Below are 14975 nucleotides of genomic sequence, written 5' to 3' on the forward strand. Positions count from 1 at the left end.
CAGGCGGTCGATGTGGACCGGGATGTTGATCTGGTGCAGGCGGGTGGGCCCTTCGGTGAGGCGGTCAGTGGGTTATCCGGTCGGTGACGAGCTGCGCGTGGCGTAGGGGCAGCGCGTGAGTGGCGTCCGGGACGATTTCCAGCCGGGCGTGGGGCAGGGACACGGCCAGGAGCCGGGTCTGCTCCGGCGGGATGTGCGTGTCCCGGCTTCCGGCCAGCAGGTGAAGGCGGCTGCCGAGCTGCTGCAGGGGACCGGGATCGGGCTGCTGGCCGGCGAGGTCATGCCACAGGGCGGCGATGTCGCGGGTGGGCATGGTGTGCAGGCCTTCCCGGCACGGCACCGGCCGGGCGTCGGAGGCAGGGAGGGGGTGCGAACGTAGGGCCCACCGGCTGGTGATGGGCAGGCGTTGCCGGGCGGTGTCGAGCAACCACGGCGCGTGCGTGCAGGCGGACGCCAGGAGGTTGCGACCGGCGGCGAGGAGCGTGTGGACGGGGCCCGTGCCGGTGCGGGTACTGACGCCTGCGTACGGGGGTGAGATCAGAACTAGCCTGCGGATCCGCGGGGCGAGTTCGGGGTGGCGCGCTACTGCGCGCATGAGGGTCATTGCGCCCATGGAGTGCCCGACGAGCACGAGAGGGCCGCGCGGGGCCGTCGTCCGCAGGATGTGGGCGAGATCATCAGCCAGCTGGTCCAGGTTCAGCGCGGCGGTCCCGCGGGTGGAACGGCCGTGACCACGATGGTCGTAGCGCACCACCCGCATCCCCCGGTCGAGCAGCAGAGGTACGTGCGAGCGCCACAATGCCGCGGTGACCGACAGACCGTGCACCAGGACAGCAGTCACCGGTGATTCGTCTGGTCCGTCGACATAGGCGGCCACGCGTGCACCGTCGGGAAGCCGTACGCCGTGGAATTGGCTAGAACGGCCCGACAGGGCAGAGGTGATCGGCTGGGCGTCCTCGATTGCACGGTGCGTGGCGAGCTCGTCCAGTTCAGGGGACGTGTACAAGGTGCTGGTCTCCGGGTTCAGGCAAGGGGGCTTGCCACAAAGTGCGGGCGATGTGTTCGGTGCCGCGCGGGGCGCGGGGCCGGGACGGGGTGTGCCAGCCGGGGCGGGGCGGGCGGTGGGCGATCACCCGCCACCCGGCCCGCGCAGCGAGGCACCGGACTCCCCGTCCTGCGTGTACGTGATCAGCCGCCGGTATCCGAGCGCCTTCGCCGCCCTCCACGCGGCCCCGTACAACATCGAGTTGGCGTTGTTGACGCCGTCGGTGCAGGTACGGGTCACTTCCAAGGTCGCTCCGTCGTCGAGGTGCCGGGCGACAGGCCGGCCGACGGTGGCGACGGCGCGCAGGACACCGGCTTCGTCGGCGGCACCGACGGCGAACACCATGCCCGCCGGGGGCGGATGGTGCCGGTGCCAGGCGGCCACGAAGGCTTTCGCGGCCCGCGAGCGCACCGGCACCAGATGCAGCTGCGGCAGGCTCACGCGGCGGTCCCGAAGTCGGATCGGGCGGGTGCTGCCTTGGCGACGGCGCGGGCGGTGATCGCGTTCGACGCGGCGGCAGAGGCGGCGGCCAGCTCTGGGGCGCCGGGCTCGAGGTACCAGGGCCGCAGGTCGAGCATGGCGGCCCGCATGCCGGTGGCGAAGCACAGCGCCGTCCCCTTCGGCAGTGCACGGATCGCGTCCGCGGGCAGGATCCGCTCCTGCCGCATGCTGATGCTGGTGGACTTGCCCGAGTCGGAGACGGAGGTGGACTTCGTCTCGACGTCGTGGTCGCCGATCAGGCGGGAGAGCTTGTCCGCGAAGTCCGGGTCGTCGATACCAGAGCCGATGACCTTGACGGTGGAGGCGGACCACATGGCGTCCATGCCGGCGTCGCCCCAGACCTTCTGGCCCTGCCGGTACGACTGCAGGATCGTGATCGGGATGATCCCGCGCGAGCCAAGGTGAGAGTACAAATCCGGCAAGTCTGAAATTTTGCAGACGTTGGCGGCCTCGTCGAGGATCGCGAGCATCGGTGGATCGAGGCGTCCGCCGGCGCGCTCGGCCTGGGCGGTCGCGGCCCGCATCACCGAGTCTGCACACGCCGCGATCAGGGCGCTTGCACCGCCGCCGCCGTCCTTGCTGAGCAGGAACAGCGTGTCGGAGCTGGTCACGAACTCGGCGGGCCGGAACTCCGCCACACCTCGCTGCGGGGTGACCCAGGCCGCGATTTCGCTGTTGAGGAGGGCGGCGGCGTACTGGCGGGCGGTCTCGTAGATGCCGTCCCTGGTTTCCGGCGGACCTTCCACGGTCCCCTTCAACTGGGAGGCGACCGCGGTGAACTTGTGGTCGCGCAGGATGTCCAGCGGGGTGCGGTCGGCGGGGAACGCCAGCCACTGCATGACGTCGGTGATCGGCCGTTCGTCGAGCGCAGCGGCCAGGAAGAGCTGACTCAGAATGTTGGATCCGGCCTTGGACCAGAAGTCGCCCTGCTGGGAGGCATCCACCGATGCGGCGAGGAAGTGCCCGGCCAGACGGCCCGCACCGTCGAGGGTCTTAGCGTCTGCGAGCGGGTTCCACCACATGGCGCGCTCGGCGTGCGCGATCTGCTGCGGGTCCATGGACCACACCGGGCCCACCTGGCCGCGTGCGTCGAGGGTGGCGGTGTAGGCGTCCCCGGCCGCCTTGTTGGAGGTGAGCAGGACCGGACCCGGTGCGTTCAAGATGGCTGGGATGGCCAGGCAGGTGGTCTTGCCGGAGCGCGGGGCCATGATGGCGACGGCAACGTCCTCGTAGCCCATGCGGACCTCGGTGCGGCTGCCCTGGAGGTTGCCGAGCAGGATGCCGGTGTCGGCCGGGTCGATGGTCCTGGCGTGCTTCAGACTCGGGCGCAGGGACCGGGCCTTGGCGGTGATGGCCTTGGCCAGCAGCGGCTCGATGTCCCGTGTCTTGGCCATCCCGGCGATACGTTTCCGCTTGCCCCCGCCGCCAGCGTTGCGCCGCCGCCACCAGGTCAGGCCGCCCAGGGTGAGCACGATGAGGATCAGGGCGGGCAGCATGCGGGTGGCGATCAGCAGCGCGGTCTCGTCCGCGGCGGGCCACAGCTGTTCGGGGTGCAGGAGCGCTGCGGCCGGCTGGTAGGGCACCCAGTCGCCGGTGCCGGTGGCCCAGGCGAGGGTGTTGCCGCCGAGCCAGGCCAGGGTGGATGCGGGGATCATGACGGCCATGGCACCGATCAGCGCCTTGAAGGCTATGTCGTAGCCGTCGGAGTTGGAGTTCGAAGGAGAGGGCAAGAGGGCGGTTCCAGGGGGCGGGCGGGAGCGGTCGGCTCAGCGGGGGCGGATGGCTACCGGTGGTCTGGGGTTTGAGACGGCCTGGCCGGGAAATGCCGGAGCGGGTGTCGTCGCAGGGGGCCGTGCCGGTGGAGGCCGGGCCGGCACTATCGGGCGGACCGGGCCGGAGAGGCAGTTCTCGGGAGTGCGGGCGCCCCCGGTGGGCTGGTGCCGAGCACTGCCTTGGGGCGGTGACGGCGGGCCTGGGCCAAACGTGCAGCGTGTGCTGCCGTGGCCTTCGGGCCGAGGGGCTCTTCCTGCTCCTGCTTGAGGGGGCGACCGTAGGGGATCTCGAAGCGCCCGCGCAGGACCGGATCCGGGTTGGCCAGGGCGCGAGCGAACGAGGTGACCAGGTGGGAGGGCGTGTTGTCGTCGAGGCTCGCGCGCCAGAGGAATCCCCCGTCGACCGCTTCGATGGCCCAGCCGAGCGTTCCCGCGATGGGGGACACCTGCCATTCCATCGAAACGCCCTCGTCCGGCGATGCCGCCGATTCGGAGCCGTCCGCTTCCCGGTGGTGCCTCCAGCCGTGGGAGGTGAGCAGGTCGAAGGGACTGCGCAGGGGGCCCGGGGGCGGCTGGACAAGCGCGTCCGTGAGACCGGCGACGATCTCCACGGGGGTGGCGCCGCTGAACTCGGCCGACCAGTAGGCGGGCCCATGCGGGCCGCGGATGCGCCACCAGGTCTGCTGCGGGCGTCCCGGCTTCGGGGCGAGGGTCAGCTGGTGGGAGTAGTCGGGGCTGTGGAGGACGACCTTTGGGTGGAGCGGGTCGGACTCTGTGCGCCAGCCGGCGGCCCGCAAGGCGTGGGTGACGTGGCGCGGGTCGCCGGGACCAGCGAGGTGGCGGGGGCTGACAGCGGATCCGAGGTGGTCATGGTCTTCGGCGAACTGGGCAAGGTGCCGGTCGGGGATGGACAGAGGGCGGCTCCTTAAAGAAACGGTCGGTCGGGCGTGGGTCAGCGGCGGCGCCCGGCGGCGACGGAAGCCGCCGGGATCGTGCTGGTGACGGGCTCGGTTGCGAGGCGGGTGCGCCGCCGCTGATCGGCGGCGGTCGCCCGTGCGCGGGCCAGGCGGGCGGCGTGCTCTTTCGCGAGCTCGTCGCCCTGGCGTTCGCCGCGCGTTTGGGTGACGAGGCTGCTGTACGGGACGTCGAACTCGGCCCGTGCCACGGGAGCGGGGTCGACCAGCGCGGTGACGAAGGCGGCGACGAGGTGCGGAGCGTTGCCCAGATAGGCATCCCACACCGATTCCTGCCCGCCGAGCCCGTTGGGAAGGAGCGCGGCAGCGGTCCAGTTGGCGTTCCAGCTGCTCACGCTGTTCCATCGGCGGAGTTGCGTGATCCCGTCGGGGTGTTCGGCGATCTCATGGCCGCGCTCGTCCTGTACGTAGGTCCAGCCGCGTGAGGTGAGGAGGGGCCACACGTCGGGGGTGGTTTCGGGTGCCGCAACGAGCAGGGCGTCGGTGAATCCGGCGATGATCTCCACTGGGGTGTTGCCGCCGAACTGGGCGTACCAGTTCTCGTCGTCGCTGGTGCAGCTGATCCGCCACCACTTGGAGTACGACTCGGTCTCGGGTTCCAGGGCCAAGGCGTAGCGCTGGTCGGGGCTGGCCAGGATCACGTGCGGGAAGTCCGGGTCGGAGTGGTTGGACCAGCCTGCTGCCCGCAGCACCTGGGTGATGTGGCGGGGGTCGCCCCGGCCGGCGAGGCGGCGGGGACTGGTCTCGAACCAGATCTTGCTGTGGGGTTCGTCGGCTCGGGTGGTGATGAAGGGGCGAGGCTTCAGGAGGTCGTCTCCCTAGGGGTGGCTGTGGCACGGGCCAGGGCGCGGACCTCCCAGTGGAGGGAGTGCCACTGCATGATCTCGGTCGCCGCTTCCCGCAGGGTGGACACCATCGAGTTGACGCTGCTGCTGTGCGGCTCGGTGTTCGTTGCGATGGCTCGGGCGGCTGCGCGCAGGACGTCGGACAGCAGCATCGGGACGCCGTCGTCCTCGTCGAGGAGCGGTGCCAGCAGCGGCAGGACGGCGGTGGTGGGCGGTTCGGTCCGCAGGTAGTCCACGAGCTGGGCGAGGGCGTCGGTGGCCTGCTCGATCTGCTGTGGGGTGGGGACGGTGACGGGGGTGGTCAAGGGGCTCCTTGGTACGGGGGTGTGTGCGGGGACGGTCAGCGGCGGACCTTGGCTCCGCCTGCGGCCGGGGTGTGCTGGCGGGGGCGGGCCGCGGCCCAGGAGTTGCGGGCCCAGGTGGTGGCTCGGGCCGCGGTAATCCGGGCCTGCTGCCAGCGTCCGAGTTCGGAGGGGCGGACGGACACGCTCGTGGTGCGGATGAACTTCGTCGCGGGCACGTGGCCGCGCGGTCGCATCACGGGGGTCGGGTCGGCGAGGGCTGCGGAGAATCCCTGGATGAGGTGCATCGGCGTGGTGGGGGTGAAGACGGCGTCCCAGTTTCTGCCGTGCTCGGTGCGAGCGCCGGCCCACCAGTGGGCTTGGCCGGGGGCGTTCTGGTGGTACTGCAGCCAGGCGGTGCGGTCCGGGGCGACGGCGGTGAAGTGCTCCTCCACCCGCGATGTCTCCCAGCCGTGTTCCTCCAACGGTGCCCACACGTTGGGAGCGTGGGCGGAGCGTGGCTTGGTGAGCGTGTCGGTGAACCCCGCGACGACCTCGATCGGCACGGCCATGGTGAACGTGGCGTGCCAGGCCGGCTGCTGGCCCACGGCCTGGCCGGAGACGGTCCACCCGCCGGGCATGGCCGCGGGGTCGTAGCCGATGCGGACTGTGCGGTCGGGACTGTCGAAGACCATCGGGCCGCCGGAGCGCGAGAGGTCCTTCCAACCCGAGGCGCGCAGGTACTCGCCGACGTAGCGCAGGTCCCCTCCGCCGGCCAGGTGGCGGGGTTCGACCAGGTAGTGCTGCTGGGGCTGGTCTGCGGTGGGGCCCCAGCCTGTCCAGGTCTTCTTCATCGGTGCCTCCTGGCGACGAGAGCCGACGCGACCGGGGGGACCGTGGCGACGGCCGGGGCCTGGGAGAACCGGTGGAGGTCCTCTGCGTGCTCGTCGAGGTCGAGGCCGATGTCGTGTAGTTCGTTCGCGGCCCGGCCGAGAGCGAGACAGACCTCGGGTGGCAGATCGCCGGCGATCGCCCTGTCCTGGGCGAAACGGGACCCGGTGGCCATCAAGGCGGTCAGGCCGCCGAGGATGCCTTCCTCGATATCGAGGACCCGGCCCAGAATGCGGGCGGCCTGTTGGGGACGCGCTGTGATCAGGTGCTCGTTGAGCAGTGCGATCTGCTGCGTGATGTGGCGGATCAGGGTTTCGGGGTCGTGGACGGTCATGCTCCTCCGGAGCGGTCGGGGCCGAGGTCTCCTCGCCGGAACTCGCTTGAAGCTCAGAACGGGCCGATGGCGTCTGGGTGCTGCCGGTCGACCCGGCGGGCGGCTACGGCGCGGAGGTAGCGGCGCAGGAGGAAGACGGCCAGGCGAGGGCGGCGGGCAGGTGAGATCGGTGGTGGTCTGTGGGGGATCGTGGTGCTCCGGCTCTGTGGGGGCCGTCCCCGGCCCGGATGGGGCAGGGGACGGGGTGGCGGTGGCAGGTCAGCGAGAACGTGGGGGTGAGCCGGGCGGCCCCGGCGGAAGTGCGGCTGGCGCCTGGGTCTGCGTGGCCTTGGCCTGCTGGGCGCGGTGTTCGGTCATTGCTTCCGCCCATGCGGTCACGTCGTACACGTCCGGGTCGATGTTGACCTTGTAGTCGGCGATGAGCAGGGGAAGCATCGAGCGGGTGACCAGCTGCTTCTGGGTCTTCTCGCTCAGGCCCTCGGGGGTTTCGTGCCAGACGTAGACGGGGCCGGCGGTCGTCTCGGTCTTGCGTTCCAGGCCGGCTCTGTCGAGGAGCGCCAAGAGGTCTTCGGGAGCGTCGCTGCGGCTGACGACGTGGATGGTGTCGGGGTTGAAGGCGCGGCGATAGATCTCGACGTCGGTGCCCGATTCATCGGCCAGATTGCCCACGGGGAACTCCTTGCGGTGGTGGATGGGTCAGCGGGTCACGGATGAGGCGACAGGGGCCGGCGAGCGTGCGGGCAGCGCCGCCGGAGCCGGTGCTGGCCGGGCCGGGCGCATGATGACGCCGACGCCGTTACGAGCCAGTTGTTCGGTGACGGCCTGGAGGCGGGCAATCTGCTCGCGGTCGCCGTAGGAAGCCGGGAGGAGGAACTGCCGGTGGTAGGGGTGGTACTGGAACCCAGCGCCGTACAGCACCGCGGTGGCCTCACGTACTCCGGTGACGGCGCCGATGACGCCGTCCGGATGCCAGGCCATGCTCACTGCCCCGGCGACCAGAGAAGGCGCGGCCCGGCGTGCAGGGGGATGGACGGTGTTGTGCCGGACCTGCAGCAGCGCCTGCTCGTAGCGGGGCAGCAGCCGACGGGTGATCTGCGCGGCGGCACGTACCGGTTCGGAGGGGATGGTGATCCCGTTGGGCTCGTCCACCTGATGGAAGGCGTCATGGTGGGCGTCCGGTTCCAAGGCGCCGATCATGAACTGGTCGGGGTACCGAGGGCGGTCGAAGACCAGGAGGCGGGCTCCGTCGGCGCGGGACAGAAGGGCCTGGTGTCCGAGGACGAAGTTGGTTGCGGCGTAGCCGACGGCGCCCACGTCCCACAGCGCCGAGGTGGTGGCGATCTGATCGTGGTAGGCGGCGTGGCTGCTGTAGGCGCTGGTCCAGGTGTCGGGCAGCCGGGCAGCCAGCGCGTCGGCGAAAGCGGCGAGGTCGCCGCGCGTGCGAGGGAGGGACAAGGGCATCTCGGGGGGCGGAGGGATGGTGGTGCTCAGAGCCCGCGGCCCTGCTTCACCGGGCGCGCGTCGGGCGGGCGCTGGCTGGGCGGGCGGTGGCGACCGGGGTGGTCGCCGGGCCAGGGTGACTGGCTGGCAGCCGCAGCTGAAGGCCGATCCCCAAGGCGGCGAGCCGGGTACCGACGGCCCGTCCGTGCTGGGCCTGGACGAAGGTGTCGTCTCCGGCGAGGACGTATGTCTGCTTGTCGGGGTCGTGGACGAAGCCGTTGGCGGTGAGGATCTCGCCCACTTCTTCGCGGGTGACGCTGGCGGTGAGGTCGCCCGAATCGTTCCAGGTCAGCACCAGCACCTCGTCCTCGGCGAATGAGGGGGCAGGGACGGTGACGTCGTGCTGGACCTGGGCGAGGGCCGCTTCGTAGCGGGGCAGGAGGCCGGTGATGACGGCTTCCGCGGCATGCTCGGGGTCGGCGGGGACCGCGATGCCGTCCGGCTCCCTTACGCCGCGGAAGGCCTCGGAGGGGGTGGCAGCGGGAGCCATGGCGGCTATGAGGAACTCGTCGTCGTGCCGGGGGTGGGCCATGAGGAACAGGCGGCGGCTGTCGTCGGCCCGGGTCAGGACGACGTGGTGCTTGAGGGGATGGCAGGCGATGGCCTCGGCGACCTGGTCCATGTCCCAGACTTCGGCGGTGAGGACGAACTGGTCCTCGTGGGCGGTGCGGAGGTGCTGCTCGCACGTCCAGGTGCCGGGCAGGAGGTCGCTCAGGACCGCGGCGAAGGAAAAGAGGTGGTCGGGGTCGGGTTCGTAGGCGGGCATTGGTTCCTCGGGCGGGGTCGTGGTGGGTCAGCGGTGCCGGGCGGCGGGGGTGGCCGGCATGGGGGGCAAGGGCGCCACGCTGGTGGTGGGGCGCGGCGGAGGGCAGGCGCAGACCGCGGACGCTTCGTTTTCGTCGGGCCCGACTTCACCGGTGCATTCACGTCGCATGGGGTGTGGCTGGTGCCGGTCGATCAGGTCGGTGCGGGTCTGATGGAGGCTGGAGCGGACGAGGCCGAGGGAGTCGTCCGCGAGGGAACGGAGCCGGGTTGCGACGTACACGTCGGCGGGCTGTCCCAGGTCCTGATAGAAGTCGGCCGTCGCGGTGAGCACTTCGCCGAGGGCGGTCAGGATGCCGTCGTGAGCCGCGGTCAGCTCGGTGAGGACCTCGGCGGCGTCTTCGGTGCTGGTGGCCACGCGGATGCTGGTGGCGAGGTGGGCGACCTGGGCGCCGAGAGAAAGGTAATGCGGTTCCGTCGTCTGGGTGTCGAAGTCCTCGTCGCAGTCGACGTGGTAGCCAACTGTGCGCAGGCGGGATACGGCGCGTTCGGCCAGGCGGGTCTCTTCCGTGCGGTCGAGGCCGGTGGGCAGGCGGTGATAGGCCTCGTGGACGCGTACGACGGAAACGAAACCGCTGCGTTCCAGAATGCTGTGGGCTTCGATGTCGCCTCCGCGGGCGAGGACCTCGCCGGAGTGTGGGTCGCGGCGCAGGGCCAGGATGCGGTCGGCAAGGGCCAAGAAGGGGAAACCTTTCGGCTTTGGTCAGCGGGTGCGGCGGGTCGGCGCTGGTGGGTGGTGGGCAGGCCCGGAGATGGTGGCCGGGGTGGAGTTGGCCGGGCCCGTGAGGTCTTCGGCGGCGGCGGTAAGGTCCTGCTGGAGGCGGTACAGGCGGCGGGCAGCCCATTCCAGCCGGAGTGCTGCCCTCCTGGTGTGTTCTCCGGGCACGGCGGCAAGACGGTGGGCCGAGTGCTCGAAGAAGCTCCTGACCGTGGCCAGCGGACTTGTCTGCTCGTCGCTCAGCTGACGTACGAGTGCCCCGATATGAGCTTCGGCGCTGCCCAGTTCGACGATGGCCGCGGTATCGCTGGGATCGACGGCCGGCGCGGTGTCGGGTTCAGGCGCTGGAGTGGCGCCGACGGGCGAGCGGAGGCCGAGGTCGGCCTCGATCAGGCGGGTCTCCTCGTTCAGCCTCTCGCGGAACTGGCGGCCTTGGTCCTGCCAGGTGCCGTCGGCACGGATGAGGTTGGCCAGGAGATCCAGACGGCCGGGCTGGGCCTGCACGGCGATCCACCGGCACCCTCGATCATCTCCGGGTGCGGTGATGCCGGCGGCACGGGCGAGCCGATGGCTCACCTCCGCCCACTCCCCCTGGGTGAGTTCCCGGTCGTCCGGGTGGAGACGGAAGTCGGCGTGGAAGATTGCCGCGCGGTCCCCTTCGGGACTGGCCGCGAACGGCTCCTCGTGCAGCGGGTCGTTCAGGTGCTCCGCCCAGGCCGGCATGCTCCAGACCTTCTGCTCGTCCCAGAGGGTGTAGTACTCCAGGGCGGGCCAATGGGCGACGATCTCGTGGCCCGGCAGGCCTGCCAGCCCGTTGCCCGGACGGCCGAGGGCTTCCGCGAGGGCATCGGGCGCCGAGATCCCCCGTTTGTACACCCGGGCGATCACCGGCTGCCCCGGCCGTCGGCCACGTGGACGAGTTGGTTCGTCTCGGTGACCGAGTACCAGCCGACATCGACGGGCTTGCGCTCGGAGAACCGTGGCACCAGGTAGTCCTGCAGGGCCCGGTGGTAGATCAGGCAGTCCGGGCATTTCTGGGACGGGTGGACGAGGTAGCGGGGGTGGCCGGTGACGAAGCTGAGGGCGCCGCCGTTCGGGTCGCGCAGGCGCCATCCGTCCTCGTTGGTCGGGGTGTGCCAGGACGGGGTGACCACCGTCATCACGTCTCCCCACAGGATGCCGTCGTCCACACCCTTGATCACCACGATCTGATCGCCGGGAGCGAAGTGCTCGTGGGTGATGTCCCGCTCTGGGGTGATCGCATCAGCGGGTATGAACGCGGCACGGCTGGCGTCGGGCACGGTAGAAGTCCTTCCACGAAATGCCACAGGTCGCGGCGGGCGAAGTACTTCAATGGTCTGGAGAATCCCCGGTTTGGCTGACCGGGGATCGTCGGCTATACATGGCCGCCCACCTGCTCCTACCGGAACGGGTTCTCCGTCCCCCGGTCGTCCGATGTGGCTGCGTCCAGCAGCTCGGGAAGGTCGGTTCCGTCCGCTTCGCGCTGGTCGATCCACCATCCCGCCCGGGTGACTGAACGGATCTTCTCCTCCAGCGCAGCCCAGTCCGCCTCGTCCCAACTGCCTTCGGTGACAAGGGCGGTGTACGCAGTGGTCGCCAGGTGGAAGCGGGAGCGCTCACCCCAGGCCAGGGCGCGCTCGGGGCCCTCCAGCGGCGGCATGTCGAACTGCTCCGCCCAGGCGAGAGCGGCCTGCTGCTCCTCGGCGCGCTTCGCTGCGAGCCATTCCTCCTTCGCGACGGTGTCGGAGTCGCGGGCGGCCCTCCAGCAGTCGGTGCAGTCACGACCTCCGAGCCAGCGGGCGTATCCGGCGCGCTTGTCGGCGGGGCGGTTGGACAGGTTTTGGGTGCTTTCGTGTCCACAACTGTGGATGATCTTCCAGTTGGTACGTACAGCCATGCAGGTATCTCCTTCGGACAAGGGGGTTTTGGCGGAGCGGTGTTCGGTGTGGCGGGGTCGTCGGTGGCGTCCGAGGCGGCGGCCGGTGCCGAGCTTCGGGCGGGCCAGGACGAGGATGGTCAGCGTGGTGGTGGCGCCGGCGGCCGGGAGCGCGGCGAGTATCCACGGGTGTTCGGCGAGGGCGCCGGCGAGGGCGGTGCCTGCAGCCTGGCCGGTGCCGACGGACAGGATCAGCCAGGCGTACGCCTCGGTGGTCCGTGAGGCGGGCGCGAGGGCGTCCACGCTGTGGAATCCGTTGGTGATGATCAGGGTGAGGAAGAGCCCCGGGATGAGCGCGAGGGCGATGGCGGCGTGGGGGGCGGGCTGGGCCAGCAGGGGAAGCCAGCCGAGCAGGAAGAGGCCGGCGGTGGTGATGAGCTGGGTGGTGGTCGAGCCGGGCCAGGCCCGGCGGGCGTAGATCAGGCCGCCGAGGAAGCTTCCGGTGGAGAACGCGGCGGGGAGCACTCCGGAGAGCATGGCGAGCCCGTGCGTGCTGGCCATGCCCGCGGCCCACACGTTCATCGCACCGAGCGCGAATCCCGTTCCGGCCAGCGCGGTGAACAGCAGGACCAGGCCGGCGCTGGTCAGCCGTCCGCTGCCGACCGCCCCGTCGGCGGCGGCGGGACGCCAGGTCCGCGACGGGGCGGCGGTCAGCACGATCACCGTGCCCATGAGCCCGAGGGCGGCGGTCGCGGTCAAGGCGGTGTCGGGCCCGTGCGCGGTGGCCAGCCAGGAGGCGAGCAGGGGGCCCGCGATATAGAGGAGTCCCTGCGAGCCGGTGTCGAGCGCCTGGATGACTCGGCGCTGACCGAGGTCGGGCAGGACCGTCGGCCACAGCGACCGAAGCCCGGCCTCCAAGGGCGGCGTGACCAGACCCGCGAGCCCCACGACCGCGGTCACCGCCGCCGGATGCCCGCCCGCCCCGATCCAGGGGAGCGCGGCCAGGAAACCGGAGTTGAGCAGCACCGCTGGCGCGGACACGCGGGTTTGGCCGTGGCGGTCCATGAGCCTGCCCTTGACCGGCTGGGACAGCCCGGATGCCAGCCCGTACAAGGCGGCGAGCAATCCGGCGAAGGCCAGGGAGCCCCCGCTGCCGGTGATCCAGAGAACGAGGCCGACGGGCACCATGCCGTTGGGCAGGCGGCCGATCAGGGTGCCGGCGAGGAGTCGGACAACGCTTCGGCGCGCCAGAACGGCGCTGTACGTGGCGGGCTGCGGGGCAGCAGTCGGGTGATCGGCCAGGGTCAACAGGGCAGGGCTTTCCGTCAGGGGGCGTGCGAAGGGGTGGTGCCGGGTGCTCTACCGGCGATAAGCGGGCGCGGTTGAAGGGGGCGCCGTGGCCACGGGCGTCGTCCCTACCGCGGGCGGGCGGGGGGCCGGAAGGTGCCGGGGCGCAGGGGTGCGGTGCGGCGGAAGGAGCGCGACGGCTCCCTCCAACTGTTCGCCGACTTCTGCCAGGTCGTGGACCAGGTGGCTGGTCTGGACGGAGAGCATCCGCAGGCGGACGGCGATGTCCCTGCCGGCCCGCGTGTCCAGTGCGGCTGCCCACTTGGCGCAGGTGTCGAGGAACTCCGTCAACTGGGCGATGTGACCAGCGGGGGCGTGGGGCGGCTGGTCGGTGACGTAGGAGATCGCCTCGGCGACGGACGCGCTGTGCTGCGCGTCTATGACGTCACGGGTCAGCTGGGCGAGGGGGACACCCGGCGGCGGCAGGATCCCCTGCAGCGGCCCGTAGGGAAACAGCACTCCGGGCGGGACCGCCGGCGGGAGGTCCCGGATCGCGGCGTCATCGGTGTCGTAGCGGCCTATCACCCGCATTTCGGGGCTGTCGATGTCCCCGGCGAGCACCAGGAAGACGAGGCTGTCATCGTCGTCGGGGTGCAAGATCGCAGCGAGGGTGAGCTGACGGCCGGCGGCGTCGTAGCGGGACTCCTGCAGCTGGAGCAGGTTGTGGCTGTGCGCCGAGCGGGCCCGGTGGGTCCACAGGCTCTGTTCGTCCTGTGTGAGCCCTGCGCCGAGGCCGGGCAGACGGCCGAACTGCTGGGCCAAGTCGCGCAGGAGTACGTCGTGCTCGCCCCAGGTCCGCATGTACGGCCACAGTCGCGCGTCACGGTCGGTGGTGTCCTGGCCGATGGGGTGTTCGTCCAGGATCAGGGCGGCCTGGCCGGCGGCGTACGCGAGGTCGGTGACCAGCAGGTGCCACCGGGCGTGATGCCGCGCCGGGGTCATCGAGTCGATGCCCTCGGCGGCGTGGGCGATCAGCGTGTCGAGGTGGGGCCGGAGTTCGGTGAAAAGCTCGGCGAGTTCGCGGTTGCGTTCGGCTTCGGCCGTCTGCGCTGTGCTGGGGTCGGCGATCTCGCCGTGGTGGTTGCGCAGGCGGTCCAGAGCCGTCTCGCAGCGGAGCCGGATGACCGAGAACTGGACGGCCCAGCTGGTCAGGGCGTTGATCGCCTGGTCTGGGGGTGAGGAAAGGGCGGGGGAGATGGCGGCTCCAGGTGGGGCCTATCGGCGGCTGAGGGCGAGCCGGGCCTGTACGGGCGGGGAGGGCAGAGCGCGGGATGCCGCCACGGCGCGGACCAGACTGGCGGCCGTGTGGGCCGGTGCGGCTCGGCTGGCGTCGCGGGCAAGTTCGACCAGGCCCTCGCCGTCGATCAGCCACAGGGCCAGCGGATCGACGCTCGGGATCTGCGGCGTCGTCCCCGCGTCTTCTTGGGCAGGGTCCGGCCGGCCGAACGCGGCGTCCATGCGTTCCAGGAACGCCTTCTCATGCTTGTTGAAGGTGTAGGTGTCGTTGGTGCGCAGGGCGGCGATGATGTGCGGCGCGACGGCGACGAAGCGGGTGAAGGCATCGGCGAGGTCGTGTCGGGGCGGATCCGTGACGGTGCCGGGCTCGAACGACTCGTGGGCCCAGGCCAGGTCGTCCCCGAGGTGGTTCAACTGCATCTGGAGTACGGCCTGGTCGTAACTGTCCAGAAGCGCGGTGACCTTGCGCGCGGCGGAGGCGTCGGCCGGTCGCAGCGTGATGCTGGAGGGCGGGGTGACCGTCTCGTCCAGGTACATGTTCTTCGGGGCGATCATCCCGACGTGGTACACGTCCTGGCGGGCGTCTTGGACAACGGCCACCTCGATTCCCCTTTCGCCTTGGAGGATCGCCGCGACCGTCGGGCGGTCTCGCTCCAGGCTGTGGAGGAGGGGCCCGGTGTCCCAGATCCCGGCGGCGAGGTCGCCCTGCCACACCTCCATGGAGTAGTTCTCGATCCGCACGCTCCATCCGCCGGGCAGGTTCTTGATGAGACCCTGAGCGAAGTCGCCGACGTAGGGCCGGTTACTTGCGG

18 protein-coding genes and 1 pseudogene are annotated in these 14975 nt (G+C 70.9%); 1 reads left to right on the forward strand and 18 read right to left on the reverse strand.

Translation table 11 applies throughout. The features are described 5' to 3' along the window. Positions 1–64: 64 nt before the first annotated feature. From ACIQCH_RS02875 to ACIQCH_RS02955, 17 genes and pseudogenes are all read right to left on the reverse strand, one after another. On the reverse strand, positions 65–841 hold the full coding sequence (locus ACIQCH_RS02875) for an alpha/beta fold hydrolase (protein WP_402577234.1): 777 nt from the start codon (positions 839–841) through the stop codon (positions 65–67). A 288-nt stretch (positions 842–1129) separates the two neighbouring features. Then, complete coding sequence (locus ACIQCH_RS02880; protein ID WP_402577236.1) at positions 1130–1486, reverse strand: XF1762 family protein; 357 nt, start codon at positions 1484–1486, stop codon at positions 1130–1132. After that, positions 1483–3276 (reverse strand): type IV secretory system conjugative DNA transfer family protein, encoded by a 1794-nt coding sequence (locus tag ACIQCH_RS02885; protein ID WP_402577238.1) that lies wholly within the window; start codon positions 3274–3276, stop codon positions 1483–1485. Before ACIQCH_RS02885 ends, ACIQCH_RS02880 begins: the two co-directional genes overlap by 4 nt. Before the next feature lie 146 nt (positions 3277–3422). Continuing rightward, positions 3423–4115, reverse strand: a complete 693-nt coding sequence (locus ACIQCH_RS02890; protein ID WP_402577240.1) for a DUF317 domain-containing protein — start codon at positions 4113–4115, stop codon at positions 3423–3425. A gap of 155 nt (positions 4116–4270) precedes the next feature. Then, the gene (locus tag ACIQCH_RS02895; protein ID WP_402577242.1) at positions 4271–4984 is read right to left on the reverse strand and encodes a DUF317 domain-containing protein; all 714 of its coding nucleotides are present in this window, start codon (positions 4982–4984) and stop codon (positions 4271–4273) included. 110 nt (positions 4985–5094) lie between these two features. Next, positions 5095–5442, reverse strand: a complete 348-nt coding sequence (locus ACIQCH_RS02900) for a hypothetical protein (RefSeq protein WP_402577244.1) — start codon at positions 5440–5442, stop codon at positions 5095–5097. Positions 5443–5477: 35 nt separating this feature from the next. Next, on the reverse strand, positions 5478–6272 hold the full coding sequence (locus ACIQCH_RS02905; protein ID WP_402577246.1) for a DUF317 domain-containing protein: 795 nt from the start codon (positions 6270–6272) through the stop codon (positions 5478–5480). Further along, positions 6269–6643 carry a hypothetical protein gene (locus ACIQCH_RS02910; RefSeq protein WP_402577248.1) on the reverse strand — a complete coding sequence of 125 codons (375 nt, stop codon included), beginning with the start codon at positions 6641–6643 and terminating at the stop codon, positions 6269–6271. The genes ACIQCH_RS02905 and ACIQCH_RS02910 overlap by 4 nt, the downstream gene beginning before the upstream one ends. A 258-nt stretch (positions 6644–6901) precedes the next feature. Then, positions 6902–7312: a hypothetical protein gene (locus ACIQCH_RS02915; protein ID WP_402577250.1), complete on the reverse strand. Its 411-nt coding sequence runs from the start codon at positions 7310–7312 to the stop codon at positions 6902–6904. Between the two features lie 27 nt (positions 7313–7339). Next, positions 7340–8098 (reverse strand): hypothetical protein, encoded by a 759-nt coding sequence (locus ACIQCH_RS02920; RefSeq protein WP_402577252.1) that lies wholly within the window; start codon positions 8096–8098, stop codon positions 7340–7342. Positions 8099–8150: 52 nt separating this feature from the next. Continuing rightward, positions 8151–8909, reverse strand: coding sequence for a hypothetical protein (locus ACIQCH_RS02925; RefSeq protein ID WP_402577254.1), 759 nt, complete (start codon positions 8907–8909; stop codon positions 8151–8153). Between the two features lie 27 nt (positions 8910–8936). After that, positions 8937–9644, reverse strand: a complete 708-nt coding sequence (locus ACIQCH_RS02930) for a hypothetical protein (protein WP_402577256.1) — start codon at positions 9642–9644, stop codon at positions 8937–8939. A 24-nt stretch (positions 9645–9668) separates the two neighbouring features. Next, positions 9669–10571, reverse strand: a complete 903-nt coding sequence (locus tag ACIQCH_RS02935) for a relaxase/mobilization nuclease (protein ID WP_402577258.1) — start codon at positions 10569–10571, stop codon at positions 9669–9671. Beyond that, positions 10568–10984 (reverse strand): hypothetical protein, encoded by a 417-nt coding sequence (locus ACIQCH_RS02940; RefSeq protein WP_402577260.1) that lies wholly within the window; start codon positions 10982–10984, stop codon positions 10568–10570. Before ACIQCH_RS02940 ends, ACIQCH_RS02935 begins: the two co-directional genes overlap by 4 nt. 119 nt (positions 10985–11103) lie before the next feature. Continuing rightward, positions 11104–11601 carry a hypothetical protein gene (locus ACIQCH_RS02945; RefSeq protein ID WP_402577650.1) on the reverse strand — a complete coding sequence of 166 codons (498 nt, stop codon included), beginning with the start codon at positions 11599–11601 and terminating at the stop codon, positions 11104–11106. A gap of 390 nt (positions 11602–11991) precedes the next feature. After that, positions 11992–12888 (reverse strand): annotated as a pseudogene (locus ACIQCH_RS02950) (MFS transporter); the annotation flags it as partial. 51 nt (positions 12889–12939) lie between these two features. After that, positions 12940–13869, reverse strand: a complete 930-nt coding sequence (locus ACIQCH_RS02955) for a hypothetical protein (RefSeq protein WP_402577262.1) — start codon at positions 13867–13869, stop codon at positions 12940–12942. Positions 13870–13890: 21 nt separating this feature from the next. Here ACIQCH_RS02955 and ACIQCH_RS02960 point away from each other — a divergent pair, with 21 nt between their 5' ends. Next, positions 13891–14106, forward strand: a complete 216-nt coding sequence (locus ACIQCH_RS02960) for a hypothetical protein (protein WP_402577264.1) — start codon at positions 13891–13893, stop codon at positions 14104–14106. A gap of 36 nt (positions 14107–14142) precedes the next feature. On the opposite strand, the gene ACIQCH_RS02965 is transcribed toward ACIQCH_RS02960, so the two are convergent. Continuing rightward, a complete protein-coding gene (locus ACIQCH_RS02965; RefSeq protein WP_402577266.1) occupies positions 14143–14904 on the reverse strand; it encodes a hypothetical protein in 762 nt (253 codons plus the stop codon). Positions 14905–14975 lie beyond the last annotated feature (71 nt).

This window comes from Streptomyces sp. NPDC093225, from assembly GCF_044753805.1.
GTDB lineage: Bacteria > Actinomycetota > Actinomycetes > Streptomycetales > Streptomycetaceae > Streptomyces.